At 53.2% G+C, this 17,220-nt stretch carries 14 protein-coding genes and 1 other RNA gene; 6 read left to right on the forward strand and 9 right to left on the reverse strand.

Annotated elements, in window-relative coordinates; translation table 11 throughout:
• The first annotated feature begins 515 nt into the window (after positions 1-515).
• Positions 516-1,928, forward strand: a complete 1,413-nt coding sequence (gene pykF, locus JG725_RS04175) for a pyruvate kinase PykF (RefSeq protein WP_172289270.1) — start codon at positions 516-518, stop codon at positions 1,926-1,928.
• 319 nt (positions 1,929-2,247) lie between these two features.
• Positions 2,248-2,484 carry a major outer membrane lipoprotein gene (locus JG725_RS04180; protein ID WP_005970385.1) on the forward strand — a complete coding sequence of 79 codons (237 nt, stop codon included), beginning with the start codon at positions 2,248-2,250 and terminating at the stop codon, positions 2,482-2,484.
• Between the two features lie 127 nt (positions 2,485-2,611).
• On the opposite strand, the gene JG725_RS04185 is transcribed toward JG725_RS04180, so the two are convergent.
• The 7 genes from JG725_RS04185 to sufA all read right to left on the reverse strand — a co-directional run bounded on the left by JG725_RS04185 (position 2,612) and on the right by sufA (position 9,654).
• Entirely contained in the window at positions 2,612-3,664 is a 1,053-nt protein-coding gene (locus JG725_RS04185) for a L,D-transpeptidase family protein (RefSeq protein ID WP_199376737.1), read from the reverse strand.
• Between the two features lie 303 nt (positions 3,665-3,967).
• On the reverse strand, positions 3,968-4,384 hold the full coding sequence (gene sufE / locus JG725_RS04190; RefSeq protein WP_199376739.1) for a cysteine desulfuration protein SufE: 417 nt from the start codon (positions 4,382-4,384) through the stop codon (positions 3,968-3,970).
• A gap of 29 nt (positions 4,385-4,413) precedes the next feature.
• The gene (gene sufS / locus JG725_RS04195) at positions 4,414-5,637 is read right to left on the reverse strand and encodes a cysteine desulfurase SufS (RefSeq protein WP_172289267.1); all 1,224 of its coding nucleotides are present in this window, start codon (positions 5,635-5,637) and stop codon (positions 4,414-4,416) included.
• On the reverse strand, positions 5,634-6,974 hold the full coding sequence (sufD, locus tag JG725_RS04200; protein WP_199376741.1) for a Fe-S cluster assembly protein SufD: 1,341 nt from the start codon (positions 6,972-6,974) through the stop codon (positions 5,634-5,636). Before sufD ends, sufS begins: the two co-directional genes overlap by 4 nt.
• Complete coding sequence (sufC, locus tag JG725_RS04205) at positions 6,949-7,695, reverse strand: Fe-S cluster assembly ATPase SufC (RefSeq protein ID WP_199376743.1); 747 nt, start codon at positions 7,693-7,695, stop codon at positions 6,949-6,951. Before sufC ends, sufD begins: the two co-directional genes overlap by 26 nt.
• Before the next feature lie 78 nt (positions 7,696-7,773).
• The gene (gene sufB, locus JG725_RS04210; RefSeq protein WP_172289264.1) at positions 7,774-9,270 is read right to left on the reverse strand and encodes a Fe-S cluster assembly protein SufB; all 1,497 of its coding nucleotides are present in this window, start codon (positions 9,268-9,270) and stop codon (positions 7,774-7,776) included.
• Between the two features lie 12 nt (positions 9,271-9,282).
• The gene (sufA, locus tag JG725_RS04215) at positions 9,283-9,654 is read right to left on the reverse strand and encodes a Fe-S cluster assembly scaffold SufA (protein ID WP_199376745.1); all 372 of its coding nucleotides are present in this window, start codon (positions 9,652-9,654) and stop codon (positions 9,283-9,285) included.
• 549 nt (positions 9,655-10,203) lie between these two features.
• Here sufA and JG725_RS04220 point away from each other — a divergent pair.
• Positions 10,204-10,605: a hypothetical protein gene (locus JG725_RS04220; protein WP_172289262.1), complete on the forward strand. Its 402-nt coding sequence runs from the start codon at positions 10,204-10,206 to the stop codon at positions 10,603-10,605.
• A gap of 127 nt (positions 10,606-10,732) precedes the next feature.
• Here JG725_RS04220 and menI read toward each other — a convergent pair whose 3' ends face one another.
• Positions 10,733-11,149: a 1,4-dihydroxy-2-naphthoyl-CoA hydrolase gene (gene menI / locus JG725_RS04225; protein WP_172289261.1), complete on the reverse strand. Its 417-nt coding sequence runs from the start codon at positions 11,147-11,149 to the stop codon at positions 10,733-10,735.
• Positions 11,149-14,202 (reverse strand): FAD-binding and (Fe-S)-binding domain-containing protein, encoded by a 3,054-nt coding sequence (locus tag JG725_RS04230; RefSeq protein ID WP_199376747.1) that lies wholly within the window; start codon positions 14,200-14,202, stop codon positions 11,149-11,151. The genes menI and JG725_RS04230 overlap by 1 nt, the downstream gene beginning before the upstream one ends.
• Positions 14,203-14,535: 333 nt before the next feature.
• On the opposite strand from JG725_RS04230, the gene ydiK reads away from it, so the two are divergent.
• The 3 genes from ydiK to apbE all read left to right on the forward strand — a co-directional run bounded on the left by ydiK (position 14,536) and on the right by apbE (position 17,219).
• Positions 14,536-15,645, forward strand: a complete 1,110-nt coding sequence (gene ydiK / locus JG725_RS04235; RefSeq protein ID WP_199376749.1) for an AI-2E family transporter YdiK — start codon at positions 14,536-14,538, stop codon at positions 15,643-15,645.
• Positions 15,646-15,883: 238 nt separating this feature from the next.
• An RNA gene (gene rprA, locus JG725_RS04240) (antisense sRNA RprA) lies at positions 15,884-15,995 on the forward strand.
• Between the two features lie 180 nt (positions 15,996-16,175).
• A complete protein-coding gene (gene apbE / locus JG725_RS04245; RefSeq protein ID WP_199376751.1) occupies positions 16,176-17,219 on the forward strand; it encodes an FAD:protein FMN transferase ApbE in 1,044 nt (347 codons plus the stop codon).
• The last annotated feature ends 1 nt before the right edge of the window (position 17,220 follow it).

The following is a 17,220-nucleotide window of genomic DNA, read 5'->3' on the forward strand; positions in this document are numbered from 1 at the left end:
TCTCAACCTTGTCCAAGCAGAAACGAGATACGGATCGACAGGAAACATTTTATTTACATCTTCTTTTCATTACTAAAGAAAAAGGTGATCCATGTCACTCTATGACGTATTGAGCTTACCGATACCGCCCTTGCGCAGCGGTGATTTTTTGGGCGGTTGCGCAACAAAGCTCGGTAAAAGACACAAATCGTCAGTTTTTTTGCGTAAACCGGCCAAAATATGCAATTTGATGCCTACAACCAGCTTGTTTCTCATTGACTAATAACTATAATACGGAACGTTGTTTTAATTGAATGGTTTCAGCTAAGTAACGTGCCACTATCATTAAAATTATTATCAAAGGCATCGCTTGCCCTTATCCCGTTGATTATGCGCGATAATCGGTCATGTGCTTCATCGTCTATTATACTTATCTCTTTCAGACTGTTTTCAAGTACATTCTTTCCGGCGGTAAACCTATCGCAACCACCGGTTCAATCGTTTTTTTATCCACCACAACTTGTAGAAGCTATCGTATGAAAAAGACAAAAATTGTTTGCACCATCGGGCCTAAAACAGAATCAGAAGAGATGCTGAGCAACATGCTGAACGCCGGCATGAATGTTATGCGCCTGAACTTTTCGCACGGGGATTACGCTGAACACGGTCAACGCATCAAGAATCTGCGCGCAGTGCTGGCAAAAACCGGTCAGCAGGCAGCCATTCTGTTGGATACCAAAGGGCCGGAAATCCGTACTATGAAGCTGGAAAACGGAGCGGATGTTTCTCTGAGCGCCGGTCAAACGTTTACCTTTACCACCGACCAAAGCGTCATTGGCAATAAGGAATGCGTTGCCGTTACCTATGCGGGCTTCACTGAAGATTTGAGCGTCGGGAATACCGTACTGGTTGATGATGGTTTGATCGGCATGGAAGTCACGGCCATTAACGGCAATCAAGTCGTCTGTAAAGTGTTAAACAATGGCGATCTGGGCGAAAACAAAGGGGTTAACCTGCCGGGCGTCTCTATCCAGTTGCCGGCCCTGGCGGAAAAAGACAAACGCGATCTGATTTTTGGTTGCGAACAAGGCGTTGACTTTGTTGCCGCCTCCTTTATCCGTAAACGTTCCGACGTTGAAGAAATTCGCGCGCATCTGAAAGAACACGGCGGCGAACACATTCAGATCATTTCTAAAATTGAAAACCAGGAAGGTCTGAATAATTTCGACGAAATTCTGGAAGCTTCCGACGGCATCATGGTCGCGCGTGGCGATCTGGGGGTTGAGATCCCGGTTGAAGAAGTTATTTTCGCGCAGAAAATGATGATCGAGAAATGTAATCTGGCGCGCAAAGTGGTTATCACTGCGACGCAAATGCTGGATTCGATGATCAAAAACCCGCGCCCTACCCGCGCGGAAGCCGGCGACGTCGCGAACGCCATCATTGATGGCACAGATGCCGTCATGCTGTCTGGCGAAAGCGCCAAAGGGAAATATCCGCTGGAATCAGTGACCATCATGGCCACCATCTGCGAACGCACCGACACCGTCATGAAACCCCGTCTGGAAAGCATCAAAACCGTCGGCAAGCTGCGCATTACCGAGGCTGTGTGCCGCGGCGCCGTCGATACCGCCGAGAAGCTGGATGCGCCTTTAATCGTTGTCGCCACCAGCGGCGGTAAATCCGCCAAGTCCATTCGTAAATACTTCCCGAACGCGCGGATCCTGGCGCTGACGACCAATGAAGTGACTGCCCGCCAGTTGCTGCTGAGTAAAGGCGTCGACACGCTGCTGGTAAAAGAAATCGCCTCTACCGATGATTTCTATCGTATCGGTAAAGAAGCGGCTCTGAACAGCGGTTATGCTCAGGAAGGCGACGTTGTGGTCATGGTTTCAGGCGCATTAGTGCCAAGCGGCACCACCAATACCGCATCGGTACACCGCCTGTAAATCAGCGCGTCGCGTACAACGTTAAAAAAGCGCCGTCACCGGCGCTTTTTTTATATTCAGTGGTGACCAAACTTATTCTGGCAACCCAATAAATGCTTTTGTTTAACACCGCATTTCAACGCCCAAAAGCTCAGAGTTTTCCGATGGAAATGCGGCTGTTTTCCTTACTTTTTTCATTGTTCTGTAAAACCCGCTGCTTCTTTGAGCGAACAAGCAAAATTAAGCATGTTCTCATCAAAAATTTATTCTCATTAGAAAAAAGTTTGTGTAATACTTGTAACGCTACATGGAGATTAACTCAATCTAGAGGGTATTAATAATGAATCGTACTAAACTGGTACTGGGCGCGGTAATCCTGGGTTCTACTCTGCTGGCCGGTTGTTCCAGCAACGCTAAAATTGACCAACTGTCTTCTGACGTTCAGACTCTGAACGCTAAAGTTGATCAGCTGAGCAACGACGTGAACGCAATCCGCTCTGACGTACAGGCTGCTAAAGACGACGCAGCTCGTGCTAACCAGCGTCTGGACAACCAAGTTCGCACTTACAAAAAGTAATCGAACTGGTTAAGTAGTGAAAATGGCGCACAGTGTGCGCCATTTTTTTTGCAAATTTTCACTTCACATTGTTTGCGTTTATCAGGGCGCGAATAGCGTGCGCCCCGCATGGCTTCAAATCCCGTCGTTACTGAACCCCCGCCGCCGGGTGATTAACCGGCTCCGGCGATGAGAGAGCCGTAATTGGCGCGCCCTGTAGCGTCTCAGCGCCCTCAGAAGCCGACTGTATGGGTTCCTGATAGGTATTAATGTCCTGACCGACATTAACCAGTATCGGCATTCCGGAACGGCGGAAGATGGCTTCGGCTACGGTTTTAGCGTCGGTATCTTCTGCATCGGTGAATTTTTTGGTTTTGGCCGTAATCGCGATCGGCATTGTCTGCGGATCGTCTTTATCCGACTTGGACAACGGCTGATGCACTTCTATGTAACGTTTACCGTCCGGTTCCACAGAGGTCTTAATCGCATCATTGATGATTTGTACGCGCGTACCGGTGGGCACATTGTCAAACAGCGCCTTGATATCATCAGGCCGCAAACGAATACAGCCCGAACTGACGCGCATACCGATACCAAAATTGGCATTGGTGCCGTGCAACAGGTAAACGCCGCCGTGCGCCGCGAGACGCAGGGCATGCAGCCCCATCGGATTATCCGGCCCCGCCGGTACAACCGCCGGCAGCGTGATGCCTTGCTCTTCAAGATAGTGCTTGCGAATATTTGCCGTCGGCGTCCAGGTCGGGTTAGCCCGCTTCTCACTGATGGTGGTAGTCATCAATGGCGTGTTACGCCCCAGTTGCCCAATCCCGATAGGATACACGATAACGGTATTCTTGCCTTTCGGATAATAATAGAGCCGCAGTTCCGCAAGGTTAACCACGATCCCCTCTCGCGGCGTATCCGGCAGCAGCATCTGCGTCGGGATGGTTAATATCGAACCGGCGGTCGGCAGGTAAGGGTCGACTCCGGGATTGGCTTCCATCATGTTCAATAAGCCAATTTTGAAATCAGCGGCAATCGCTTCCAGCGGGCGCCCGTCATTGGGAACCGTATAAGCGATATTCTCACCGATAAGACGACTGTTTGGCGGCGGCAATGGATATTCCGTCGCACTGGCGGCTGCGCTGCCTGCCAGATACGTGGCAAATACCATACCAAGTAAAGTTAACGCGCGTTTCATACGAAGTTTCCTACATCATGGCTCTGGTGTCGGTTTAACAGACGATGCCTGGTTCTCTTGTCAGAGACCAGTATCCGCTCCTGCTATATTAGCATTGTTGTAACAAAATAATATTTGATTTAAAAATCAATGTATTGATATTCAATTCTTTACAAAATCAACGCCAGAATAAAATTGCGCCGAAAATAAATCTACGGGACTAATTCTGAAATATCAGAATGTTAAGCTTATATAAAAACAAAAAAGCGCCAGGCTTGCCGACCCGGCGCTTTTTCTGTCGAGATCACCGATGAGTAGCCAACGCTAGGATAATCGCGCCGCGTGCGCCCGGATCGCCCGTAGCATGGCTTCCAATCCCTGCGAGCGGGACGGCGTCAGATGCTGACTTAATGCCAATTCCTGAAAGAAAGGACGCACGTCCAGATCCACGATCTCCGGTGCGCTCAACCCCTGATAAAGACTGAATACCACGGCAATCAGCCCCTTCACGATGGCGGCGTCGCTGTCGCCATGCAGCGTGACCAGGCCGCGCTCGTCACGCTCCATGACGATCCACACCTGACTTTGACAGCCTGAAATCAAGTTTTCAGCCTGCCGCCACGCATCCGGCAGCGCTTCCAGACGGGCGCCCAGCTCAATGATATAAAGATACTTCTCTTCCCAATTATGACAGCGCGAAAAATTACGGATTAATTTCTGCGGATCCGGCAGACTTGCCATTTTTTCCTCCCCGGGCAACAAAACGTCTGTTAGTTACCCAGTAATCGATGGATACGTTGCAACCCGGCGACCAGCCGGTCAATTTCTTCGCGTGTAGTATAAACGGCCAGCGCCGCGCGGCACATACTGGAAACACCATAGTGTTCCATCAGCGGCATCGCGCAGTGGTGACCGGTGCGAATCGCAATTCCATACTGATCGAGGAAACTTCCGACATCATAGGCATGGTGCTGCCCCAGATTAAACGCAATCACGCCCTGTCGCTCAGCCGGCCCGTACAGCGTCAGATCCGGCACCTGGGTCAAGGCTTCAAGCGCATAACGCATCAGAGAAGATTCATAGCGCTGGATCGACTCGCGCCCCAGCGCCGTGACGTAACTCAGCGCCGCGCCCAACCCCATGATGCCGGCGGTATTCGGCGAACCGGCTTCAAAACGCCAGGGGGCGTCCGCGTAGGTGGTGCCGGTGCGCAGGCTAACCTGACGGATCATCGCTCCTCCGCCTTCCCACGGCGGCATCGCCTGTAACAGCGCGCTTTTGCCATACAGCACGCCAATTCCTGAGGGGCCGTAGATTTTATGTCCCGAAAAGGCAAAAAAGTCACAATCCAGATCCTGCACATCAATCGGCTGATGCATAATCGACTGGGCGCCATCCACCAGAACCACCGCCCCGACGGCTCTTGCCTGGGCGATAATCTGTTTAACCGGGTTCAGGGTGCCCAGTACGTTGGAAATGTGGGTGACGGCCAGTAGGCGGGTGCGCTCGTCCAGCAATGCCGGAAGCTTAGCCACATCCAGCGTCCCCTCTGCCGTCAGCGGCAATACGCGGACTTCAATGCCGCGCGCTTGCGCCAGCATCTGCCAGGGAACGATATTGGCGTGATGCTCCATCTCGGTGATAACCAGGTTGTCGCCGGGCTGGAGGAACGTGCGTCCATAGCTGTTCGCCACCAGGTTAATGGCTTCCGTCGTGCCGCGCACAAAGACGATCTCTTCTGCCGACGCGGCATTAATGAACGAAGCAATCTGTTCGCGCACCGCTTCCATCGCGCTGGTGGCTTGTGCGCTAAGGGTGTGAATGCCACGGTGAACGGCGGCATACTCATGCTGGTAAAACGCCAGTTCCCGATCGATCACCGCCTGCGGTTTTTGCGCGCTGGCGGCGCTGTCCAGATAAGCCAACGGTTGCCCGTTCACTTCTGTCGCCAACAGCGGAAAATCGGCCCGAATCTGTTCGATTGGATAACTCATAGCTCTGCCTTTAATAAATCGTCCTGCGCGTTCGGCAGGCGCAGCGCGATACGCTTCAAGATCACCTCTCTTAATGATTCATCGGCAATGGCTTCCGTCAGTTCCGCGGCAAAAGCAAAGATAATCATCTGTTGCGCATCCTGCTGGGTAATGCCGCGCGAACGCAGATAAAACAGTTGCTCATCATCCATACGGCCGATGGTGGCGCCATGACTGCATTTCACATCGTCGGCATAGATTTCCAACTGCGGTTTGGTATCCACTTCGGCCAGCCGCCCCAGCAGCAAGTTATTGTTGGTCATCTGACCGTCGGTTTTCAGCGCGTGGGGGGCGACTTTGATCATACCGTTAAACACCGCTTTGGCGCGATCGTTGACAATGGTTTTATGCAACTGGCGACTTTCACCATAACCCTGATTATGTTCCAGATAGGTGCGGGTATCGCAAACCTCGCTGCCGACAGGCAGGATAAGGCTATTCATCACCAGATTGGTGCCTTCACCGTTAAGCTGGGCGCTGGTGTTGTGGCGCGTCAGGCCCGCGCCCAACAAAAAGCTGTGGCTGCGAACCTGCGCATCACGCGCCAGCACCAAATCATTATGCGCAAAGTGATAGCCGGCCGCCGCTTCAAACGCCAGTTTGATATGGCTGACCCGGCTGTTTTCCGCGGCATTGATGGTCAAGCGCGCGCCGGTAAAATGCGCCTGTTCGTCCAGACTGACATAATGTTCGATAATCTGCGCGCCGGCGCCGCGCTCGACGTCCAGATGATAACGGTGGTGCACGGTATTCAACTCGGACGCCGGCGTCCGACCGCTGCCGATATGCAGCAAATACAGCGGTTTTTCCGCCTGTTGACCGGCGCTCAAGCGAATCAACAGGGTTTCCACCGCCAGGCTTTCGGTCAGGTGCAGAAACACGTCCGGCTGGATTGCCGCCGGCAGTTTGTACTGACTGCGATCCCCATTGGTTTCGACCTGATAAGGCCCCCACTGCGTATCGCTAAGCTCGGCATTGAACACCCCGTCAATAAACACCAGACGCCAGCAGTCGACCGGCAGCGCCAGCGCATTCAGCGTTGCGTCGTCAACCTGCGGCGTGCCGGCGGCAACAAATTCGTGCGCCAGCAGACCGTCCAGCGGCGTATATTTCCAGTGCTCATGTTTGCGATGCGGCAATCCCAGGCGCAGCACTTCCTGCCAGTGCCGGTGGGCCTCTGCCGATCGCCGGGTACTGTAGGTTTCAAACAGGTTATGCCACTGCCGTAAGGCTTTTTCCTGTTTCTGTTCGATGCCTGCTTTGGCAGCGGTTTTATTGTTGGTCGGTAAGCCAGCCATAGCCTTGCTCCTCCAACTGTTTCACCAGCGAGAAATCGCCGGATTTCACGATACGCCCTTGATACAGCACGTGGACGTAATCCGGCTTGATATAATCCAGAATGCGCTGATAGTGCGTAACGATAATAAAGGCGCGCTGCTGGTTGCGCAGCGAATTCACCCCGTTGGCGACAATTTTCAGCGCATCGATATCCAACCCGGAATCGGTTTCATCCAGAATGCATAAATCCGGCTCCAGCGCCGCCATTTGCAAAATGTCGTTACGCTTCTTTTCGCCGCCGGAGAACCCGACATTGACGGAACGGGTCAGCAAGTCCGCCGGCATATTCAGCAACTGGATTTTCTCTTCAATAAAGTCGGCGAAATCAAAACGATCCAGCGGCTCCAACTGCCGGTACTTACGCACGGCGTTGACCGCGGTTTGCAGGAAAAACTGGTTGCTGACGCCGGGGATTTCCACCGGATATTGAAACGCCATAAAAATGCCTTCACCGGCCCGATCCTCAGGATCCAATTCCAGCAAATCCTTGCCTTTAAAACTTACCGCGCCGTCGGTCACTTCATACTCTTCACGGCCCGCCAGCGTAGCGGAGAGCGTGCTTTTCCCTGAGCCGTTCGGCCCCATAATGGCATGGACTTCGCCCGGCTTAACCTGGAGGTTAAGACCCTGGATGATCTCTTTGCCTTCGACACTGACTTTCAAATTTTCAATACTTAACATGCTCTATCCTTCAGGCGTCTTACACCTTGTGACGCTCATCATTTTCGTGACCGATGAAAAGCATCGGTAGCCGACGAATTAACCCACACTATGTTCCAGGCTAATCGCCAGTAATTTTTGCGCCTCTACGGCAAATTCCAGCGGCAGCTCAGAGAAAACGTCCTTACAGAAACCATTGACGATCATCGAGATGGCGTCATCTTCGCTGATGCCGCGTTGCAGGCAGTAAAACAGCTGATCGTCGCCAATCTTCGAGGTCGTCGCTTCATGCTCCAGTTGCGCCGTGTTGTTTCGCACTTCCACATAGGGGAAAGTGTGCGCCCCGCAATCGCTGCCAATCAGCATGGAATCGCACTGGGTGAAATTACGCGCGTTGGTGGCGCTCGGCATAATCTTCACCAGCCCGCGATAGGTGTTTTCACTGTGGCCGGCGGAAATCCCTTTGGCGATAATGGTCGAACGGGTATTTTTACCGATATGAATCATTTTGGTTCCGGTATCCGCCTGCTGACGGCCATTGGTGAGCGCCACAGAGAAAAACTCGCCGACCGAATTGTCGCCGCGCAAAATCACGCTGGGATATTTCCAGGTGATGGCCGAGCCGGTTTCCGATTGCGTCCACGACATCTTGGCATGTTCGCCGGCGCACAGCGCCCGTTTGGTCACGAAGTTCAGGATCCCGCCTTCGGCCTCCGTACCGGCAAACCAGTTCTGCACGGTGGAATATTTCACTTCGGCGTTTTTATTGATGATCACTTCAACCACGGCGGCATGCAGCTGATAGCTGTCGCGCACCGGGGCCGAACAGCCCTCAATATAGCTGACGTAGCTGTCGTCATCGGCAATCAGGATCGTGCGTTCGAACTGCCCGGTCTTCGCCGCGTTAATGCGGAAATAGGTGGACAACTCCATCGGACAGCGCACGCCTTTCGGCACATAGACAAAGGTGCCGTCGGAGGCCACCGCCGCATTCAGCGCGGCAAAGAAGTTGTCGTTCGACGGCACCACGCTGCCGAGATACTGACGAACCAACTCCGGATGCTCTTGAATCGCCTCGCTGAAGGAACAGAAAATAATCCCCTGCTCCGCCAGTTCATGCCGGTAGGTCGTCGCCACGGAAACGGAGTCAAAAATGGCGTCAACCGCCACCGACTGGCCTTCCCGCACCGGCACCCCCAGTTGATTAAAGGCGTTTTCCACTTCGCTGGTCAGGTAATTATTGACGTCGGTAATGCCCGATTGCTGCGTCGCGCCCGGCTGAGAGCCGCAGGTATCATCACAACTGCCGCAGGACGGCGCGGAATAATAGCTATAATCCTGATAGTCCAGTTCCTTGTAATGGGCTTTCAGCCAGTGAGGTTCTTCCATTTCCAGCCACGCCCGATAGGCGTTAAGCCGAAACTCCAGCATCCACTCCGGCTCATTGCGTTTCGCTGAAATCGCCCGGACAACGTCTTCGTTGATGCCGTGCGCCAGTTCATCCGTCGCCAGTTCGGTGAAGAAGCCTTCTTTATAACGCCCGTCACCCATCCAGATCTGAACATCATCAGGTACATCTACTGTGCTACGTGCCATAATTTTCATCACTTAAATGCCGAAGCTCTCGCCACATCCGCAGGCATGCTGAGCGTTGGGATTATTAAACTTGAACACCTGATTCAGCCCTTCACGGACAAAATCAAGCTCGGTGCCATCAATAAAAGGCATCGCCTTTAACGGTACATAAAGCCTTGCGCCGTCGCGTTCGAACAGTAAGTCATCCGTCTCGGGTTCACGCACCAGATCCAGCACATAGCCGAACCCGGCGCAACCGGATTGCTTAACGCCAAGCCGCAAGCCCTTTACGGCGGCATCCTGCTGCATTAAATTTTTTATCTGTGCTGCTGCGCTATCCGTCAGCGTCAGTCCTTGCCAGACATTCTCATCCAGAGAAAAAGTTCCTACATTTTCCGTTTGCATAAGGCATACCTCATTACGTTTGGTACCAGTTTCAGGCTGGTTTCCCCTAATGTTAGTGATAATAGATATAGCTTCAACCTCTTGTTTCGCAGGGCTATTCGTAACATTTCATTTTCAGCGGCGATAACCGCCCTGACGCATTCGGCTAATCCGGCCGAAATCGCGAAAAAAATCAAAGCCAACAAGCTGATAAATAAGGACTAATAGACACTCCGACCATGCTATCTCATGCGCGGAAATTATCAATTCATTATCATTAGTATAACATTCATCGAAGATACCTATTTATAAAACAGGAGAAGTTAATGATGATTTAATTTCATCGTCGGCCAATTTTTGCGCCGAACCGTCGCTGACGCGACGTCAAAAACTTCTCCCGGAAGTTTTTTGGGGCGTGCCGTCCCTGGCCGCCCCCTTGCGGCCGTCGCTGATGCGACGTCAAAAACTTCTCCCGGAAGTTTTTTGTCGGTAAGCGCGTTTTCCCCATTGATCCAGACTATTTTTATAAATATGATAATGATTATCATTTACTATTCAGGATTGAGAACCATGCTTTCCGTGAATGCCTGGCTGCAATATCAGATTGACGAATATAAATTTCAAATCCGGGACGCCACCGTGGATTTCTATATGGCGGAGGCGCGCCTGAACCGACCGGGCAGCCATCTCGATCATCTGAGACGCTATCATAACGCCTGTATGGAGATGGTCGATTTATGTCTGAGAAATGGCGATGACGACAGCTATTTACACGCCTTGGTAAAATTGCACAACCGGCTGATTAAAGAGATAAATAATGAAAAGCGCTGCCACCTCTTCCGGGTTCAGAGTTACTACTTTGCGCGCAATACGCTGAAGTCGATCTGCCACCAGTTGAGCATGCAGGGATCGTGGGATAAAGCCACCGCCTTTCAGACCGATTTCGTTAAACGGGTGGCTTTTTTACCCTGATCATCGATAGCGCGTGACGACTCAACTCGCCCGGCGCAAACAACTTTATGCCCGGGCGATCTGAATCGGAGTTAACCGGCCGCGCCCGACACGCCGCTCGTCTGTCGACCGGTTGATTGACGCCGTGCTACGGGGTGATCACCGCGGTTGTCAGACGCGACGTGCAGCACAGGCGATTCTGACCGTCGAAAATATCAATCTGCCAGACCTGATTGCGCCGCCCGGTGTACAAGGCGCGACACACGCCGCGCACTTCACCGTCAACCACCGCGCGCAGATGATTGGCATTGACTTCCATCCCCACCACCTGCTGTTCCCCCTCGGTGCACAGATAGCCGGCCACCGAGCCAAGCGACTCGGCCAGCACCACCGAAGCCCCGCCGTGCAGCAAGCCAAACGGCTGGCGGGTGCGATGATCCACCGGCATCACCGCCTCCAGATGATCGTCGGCTATCCGCGTGTAGCGGATGCCAAGATGACCAATCATACATCCCTGACTTTGCTGATTGAGTTGTTCGAGGGTCATCGGCCGTTTCCAAAGCATCAGATAATCTCCAGCAAGGCCTGTAACGGATGACGCAAGCCGCTACCTTCCATGCGCTTCACCTGACTACGGCAGGAATACCCGGTGGTCAGGCAACGCTTTTGCGGCAACTTCTGCAACGCCTGTTGCCAGGACAGCGCATAGATCCCCTGCGAATTCACCAGATTCTTGCTTTCATGCCCATAGGTTCCCGCCATGCCGCAACAGCCGACGCTGACGTTTTCCAGTCGGGCGCCGAAGCGGGAGAAAATATCCGCCCACTGCTGGGTACTGGCCGGCAACGCAGTGGTTTCCGTGCAATGCCCGAACAGATACCAGGATTCGCCGGTGGCGGCCTGCGGTGTTTTTTCCGCCAGCGAGGTCATCAGCCACTCATGCACCAGTTGCACGTTAAAGTCACCCCGTTTATCCCCCAGAATTTCACGGTATTCGTCGCGGTAACACAGCACCAGCGCCGGATCGACACCGACCATCGGCATGCCCAATTGCGCCACGCGATTGAGAAAGTCGGCCGTTTTGGCGGCGGTTTTCGCAAAGCTGTGCAAAAAACCTTTAATATGCTGCGCCTTGCCGTTCGGCGAGAAAGGCAGCAACACGGGTTTCAGCTTCAGTTTTTCCACCAGATGAACAAAATCGGCCACCACCTGCGCATCATAATAGCTGGTAAACGGATCCTGCACGATTAACACATATTGCCGGCGTTGCTGCGCGGACAGTTTTTCCAACTGTTCCAGCGTGGTGGTACTGGCGCGGTGGCCGGCAAACTGCTGGCGCAACGACGGAGAAGACAACAGCGGCAGATCGACCATGCCGATCTGTCTGCGGCTCAGCGCATTCACCCACGGCATTTTCAAAAAGAAGTTAAACGTTTTCGGACTGCGCGCCATCAGCGGCGCATAGCTTTCCACCCCGGCCACCAGATAATCCCTCACCGGGCGTAAATAGCGGGTGTGATACAACTGTAGGAAGCGGGAGCGGAAGCCGGGTACGTCGATCTTAATCGGGCACTGCGTCGAACAGGCTTTACACGCCAGACACCCCGACATCGACTCTTTTACCTCATGAGAAAAATCATACTCTCCCTGTCGGGCATGCCAGGTATTGCGGGTTTTCTGGATTAGCGCGCGCAGGCTGAGTTTCTGCTGCGGCAGCGTTTTCTCCAGCGCTACCGGGTCGACCCCCTGCTCCGCCAGCAAACGCAGCCACTCGCGCACCAGCGTCGCCCGCCCTTTCGGCGAATGAATCCGGTTGCCGGTGATTTTCATCGACGGGCACATCGGGCTGCGGGCATCAAAATTAAAGCATAGCCCGTTGCCGTTACACTCCAGCGCGCCGCGAAACGACGTGCGAACCGCCAACGGAATGACGCGATCATAGGTTCCGCGCTTGGCGGCATCGACTTTCATCATCGGCGCATCGACATCCAGCGGCGCGCAGATTTTACCCGGATTCAGGCGGTTGTCAGGATCGAACGCCGCTTTGATGCGGCGCAATTCGGCATACAGCTCGGCGCCAAAAAACGCCGGACTGTACTCGGCGCGAAACCCTTTGCCGTGCTCGCCCCAGAGCAAGCCGCCGTATTTCGCCGTCAGGGCGACGATTTGATCGGAAAGCTGCTTCATCAGCATTTCCTGCCGCGGATCGCACATATCCAGTGCCGGACGCACATGTAAAACGCCCGCATCCACGTGACCGAACATGCCGTAGGTCAGATTATGGCTATCGAGCAACTCGCGGAATTCAACGATATAGTCCGCCAGATGCTGCGGCGGCACGCAGGTATCTTCGGCAAACGGGATCGGCTTAGCCAGCCCTTTGCTGTTGCCCAGCAAACCGACCGCTTTCTTGCGCATGCCGTAAATGCGTTCAATGCCCGCCAGATCGTTACAGGTTTGATAACCGATGACGCCCGCCTCACCGGCCGCCAGCAGCGCATCCAGCCGTTCACACAGCGTGGTCACCCGCTGGTTAATCAGGGACTCGTCATCACCGGCAAACTCGACGATGTTCAGCCCCAGCATGTCCTGATTGGGAACATCGGTGATCAATTCGCTGACGGAGTGCCAGACAATATCCTCGCGCGCCAGATTTAACACCCGGGAGTCGACGGTTTCGACCGACAGCGCTTTCGCCTCCACCATGAACGGCGCATTGCGCAGGGCTGAATTGAAAGAGTCATATTTGATATTGACTAGCCGCCGCACTTTCGGCAACGGCGTAATATCGAGTTTGGCTTCGGTAATAAACGCCAGCGTCCCTTCGGATCCGGTAAGGATACGCGTCAGGTCAAAGGTTTGCAGGTCGTCGCTGAAAACGTGGCGCAAATCGTAGCCGGTCAGAAAACGGTTCAGTTTGGGGAATTTATCGAGGATCAACTGACGCTGTTCACGGCAGCGGTGGAGCACGGTACGGTATATCCGCCCCATCGGGGAGTCTTCCCGCGCCAGTTGCTCCGCCAGTTCAACCGGCATCGCCTGGGTATCCAGCATTTCGCCACCCAGCAGCAGAGCCCGCAGACCCAGCACATGATCGGACGTCTTGCCGTAGACCAGCGAGCCTTGTCCCGAGGCATCGGTATTAATCATGCCGCCCAGCGTCGCCCGGTTGCTGGTGGACAATTCAGGGGCAAAGAAATAACCGAAAGGTTTGAGATACTGGTTTAGCTGGTCTTTGATCACCCCCGCCTCGACCCTTACCCACCCCTGCTCCGGGTTAATCTCCAGAATGCGGTTCATGTAGCGTGACATATCCACCACAATGCCCCGGTTCAGGGCCTGGCCGTTGGTTCCGGTGCCGCCTCCACGGGGCGTGAATGTCAGACTGAGAAAGCGTTCCTCACCGGCCAGACGCGTCAAAATTGCAACATCGGCGGTGGAGCGGGGAAAAACAACGGCATCCGGCAATAGCTGATAAATACTGTTATCTGTCGCCATCGTCAGGCGATCGGCGTAGTTTGTCGCAGTATCGCCGGTGAATCCATTTTGTTTCAATGCTTCCAAAAAATTAAGTACCGGCTGAACCAGCCCGGGTGACTGAGAGATCTGTGGGATCATTATCTTTTGACCCTGTCCGTACAATAAAGAAATGTTTGCCAATATGACGTTAGGTGCCGGTGAATGAATGATTTACGCTAGCTATCCCTGAAATCCCGCTTTCCGTTTATCCAACCAGCAGACTTAATACGTTTTATCATATTTCCCCTGGTCGCGCCGCTGGATCGATAAAAAACACATTGAGTATTGGGTTTATACTGTTTGACCGACAAAATGTTCAACAGACTGTCAAAAACTACGGAAATATCTCATGATAAATCATCGCCGTTTCCATCGCCTTGCTATAGCGGCGTTGCTTTCAGACATTATGTCTACTTACAGAGGTACTATTCATTGATAAGAAAATCTCAACAACAGCGTTTCGACCTGGCCAGGATATTGTTTAGCCTGCTGTTTATTACCATCATGATCATTGCCTGTTTTTGGGTCGTTCAGCCTTTCATTTTAGGCTTTGCCTGGGCCAGCATGGTGGTGATTGCAACCTGGCCGTTGTTAATCAAACTTCAAAATCTGCTGTGGGGGCGTCGCTCTCTGGCCGTTATCGCCATGACGCTACTGCTGATCCTGCTGTTCGTGATGCCGATCGCCATACTGGTCGGCAGCGCTATCGATAACAGCTCGGCATTAATGAACTGGGCGGCCAGCCAGGAAAATTTCTCACCGCCGAAGCTGGAATGGCTGACGTCGATTCCACTGGTTGGAGACCGGGTGTACAACAGTTGGCAAACCCTGCTGCAAAGCGGCGGCAGCGGCCTGTTTGCCAAAGCGCAGCCTTACGTCGGCAAAACGGCGACCTGGCTGGTGGCTCAGGCCGCGCATGTCGGCCGCTTCCTGATGCACTGCGCCCTGATGCTGGTATTCAGCGCACTGCTCTACTACAAAGGGGAAGCCGTCGCCAAATCGGTACGCCACTTCGCGATTCGTCTCGGGCATGAACGGGGCGATACCGCGGTCATTCTGGCCGCCCAATCCATTCGCGCGGTGGCGCTGGGCGTAGTGGTGACCGCCATTGTTCAGTCTCTGTTGGGCGGCCTCGGGCTGTTCATTTCCGGAATCCCCTATACCACTCTGCTGACCGTACTGATGTTTCTGTTCTGTCTGGTGCAGTTGGGGCCGCTTCCGGTACTGATCCCGGCCATTATCTGGCTTTACTGGAGCGGGGATACCACCTGGGGGACGGTGCTGCTGGTCTTGAGTTGCGTGGTCGGCACCATTGATAACTTCATCCGCCCGGTATTGATTCGCCTCGGCGCCGACCTGCCGCTGCTGCTGATTCTGTGCGGCGTGATCGGCGGATTATTGGCTTTTGGCATGATTGGGCTATTTATCGGGCCGGTGGTGCTTGCCGTGTCCTATCGCCTGCTTTTCGCCTGGATGCGGGAAATCCCGGAACCCGGCGTGATCACTCGCGATCCTCTTAATCCCAACATCACTAAAGAGTGACCGTCGTCAAACGCCATCCATTGCCACGGGAATTTCTCTCGTGGCACCTTAATTGATAAATAAATTTAATGTTTAGCCTGCGTTTTTACGGGATTATTCCTAAAAATTTTACTTATTTTACATTATTAGTTCAATTTCACTGAAATCCGCCTTCTTTTTCCCCTTCAAATATTAAAAAACAATTAACCATTAGGATGATTCTTAATGACTCCGACGGGCATAATCCCTAGCATGTATATCGGAGCTAGTTTTAACCTACTGTTTGTCAATGAGGTTTCCTCCTCGTCAGAGTTAGTAACGAATTGCTGTGTGTAGTCTTTGCCCATCCCATGAGATGGGCTTTTTTTTTATGGCGGGCTATCCCTGCCCGCCACCCTCCGCGCCGCCACTAGGTGACGTTGAAAAACGCTCCCGGCGTTTTTTTATGGCGAATAAATTGCGGCCAGCCAGGTTTTTGTCAATCTGCTATTTGCATTTCACGTACTTTGCTTTATTTGTTAGCAGGTTGCTTTGTTCCTGGGAGTTTTTTCATGACTAATCTTACTATTAAGGGATTAATACTGGGCGGCTTGCTCAGCCTGCTTACGGCCTGCGATAACGCGCCGCAGACCACATCACGTCCGTTGCTGACCATTGAAGGAAAAACGATGGGGACGTTTTACAGCGTAAAAATCAGTGGCGAACTGACGGAAAGCAAGGAGCAGCTTCAGCAGGAGATCGACGGTTTGTTGGAACAGGCAAACAACGAGATCTCGACCTACCGTAAAGATTCAACGCTATCGCAATTTAACCAATATCGCGGTTCCGCCCCCCAGCCCATCAGCAACGGCATGGCGGATATCATTCTGGCCGCCCAGCGTATCGGCAGAGCAACCGGCGGCGCGATGGACATTACCGTTGGCCCGCTGGTCAATCTGTGGGGATTCGGGCCGGATAAACGGCCGGTGCAGATCCCCAGCCGGCAGCAGATTGATTTGGCAAGGCAAAACGTCGGGCTGAATCATCTGAAGCTAATCAGCGATGAGCATGGCGAATGGATACAGAAAGATCTGCCCGATCTGTATGTCGATTTATCGACGCTGGGCGAAGGCTATGGCGCCGATGTGCTGGCGCAGTTGATGGCGCGCAAAGGCATTACCAACTATCTGGTTTCCGTCGGCGGAGCGATATCCAGCCGAGGCGTCAATGGCGAAGGCATCCCCTGGCGCGTGGCGATCCAGAAACCGACCGACCGGGAAAATGCCATGCAGGCGGCCGTCGATTTACAGGGATACGCCATCAGCACAGCCGGCAGCTACCGCAATTACTTTGAGCAGGACGGCAAACGCTATTCCCATGTCATTGACCCGGCCACGGGGCAGCCGATCGCCCACCAATTGGTTTCGGTGACCGTTATCGCGCAAACGGCGTTGGAAGCCGACGGTTGGGATACCGGATTAATGGTAATGGGCAGTGAAAAAGCGTTGAAACTGGCGGAGCAAAAAGGATTGGCCGTTTACCTGATCACCAAAACCGACAACGGTTTTAATGCCGTGATGACGCCGCAGTTCAGCTCTTTCCTGATTGCACAGTAAA

Source organism: Brenneria sp. L3-3C-1, from assembly GCF_016456245.1.
GTDB lineage: Bacteria > Pseudomonadota > Gammaproteobacteria > Enterobacterales > Enterobacteriaceae > Brenneria.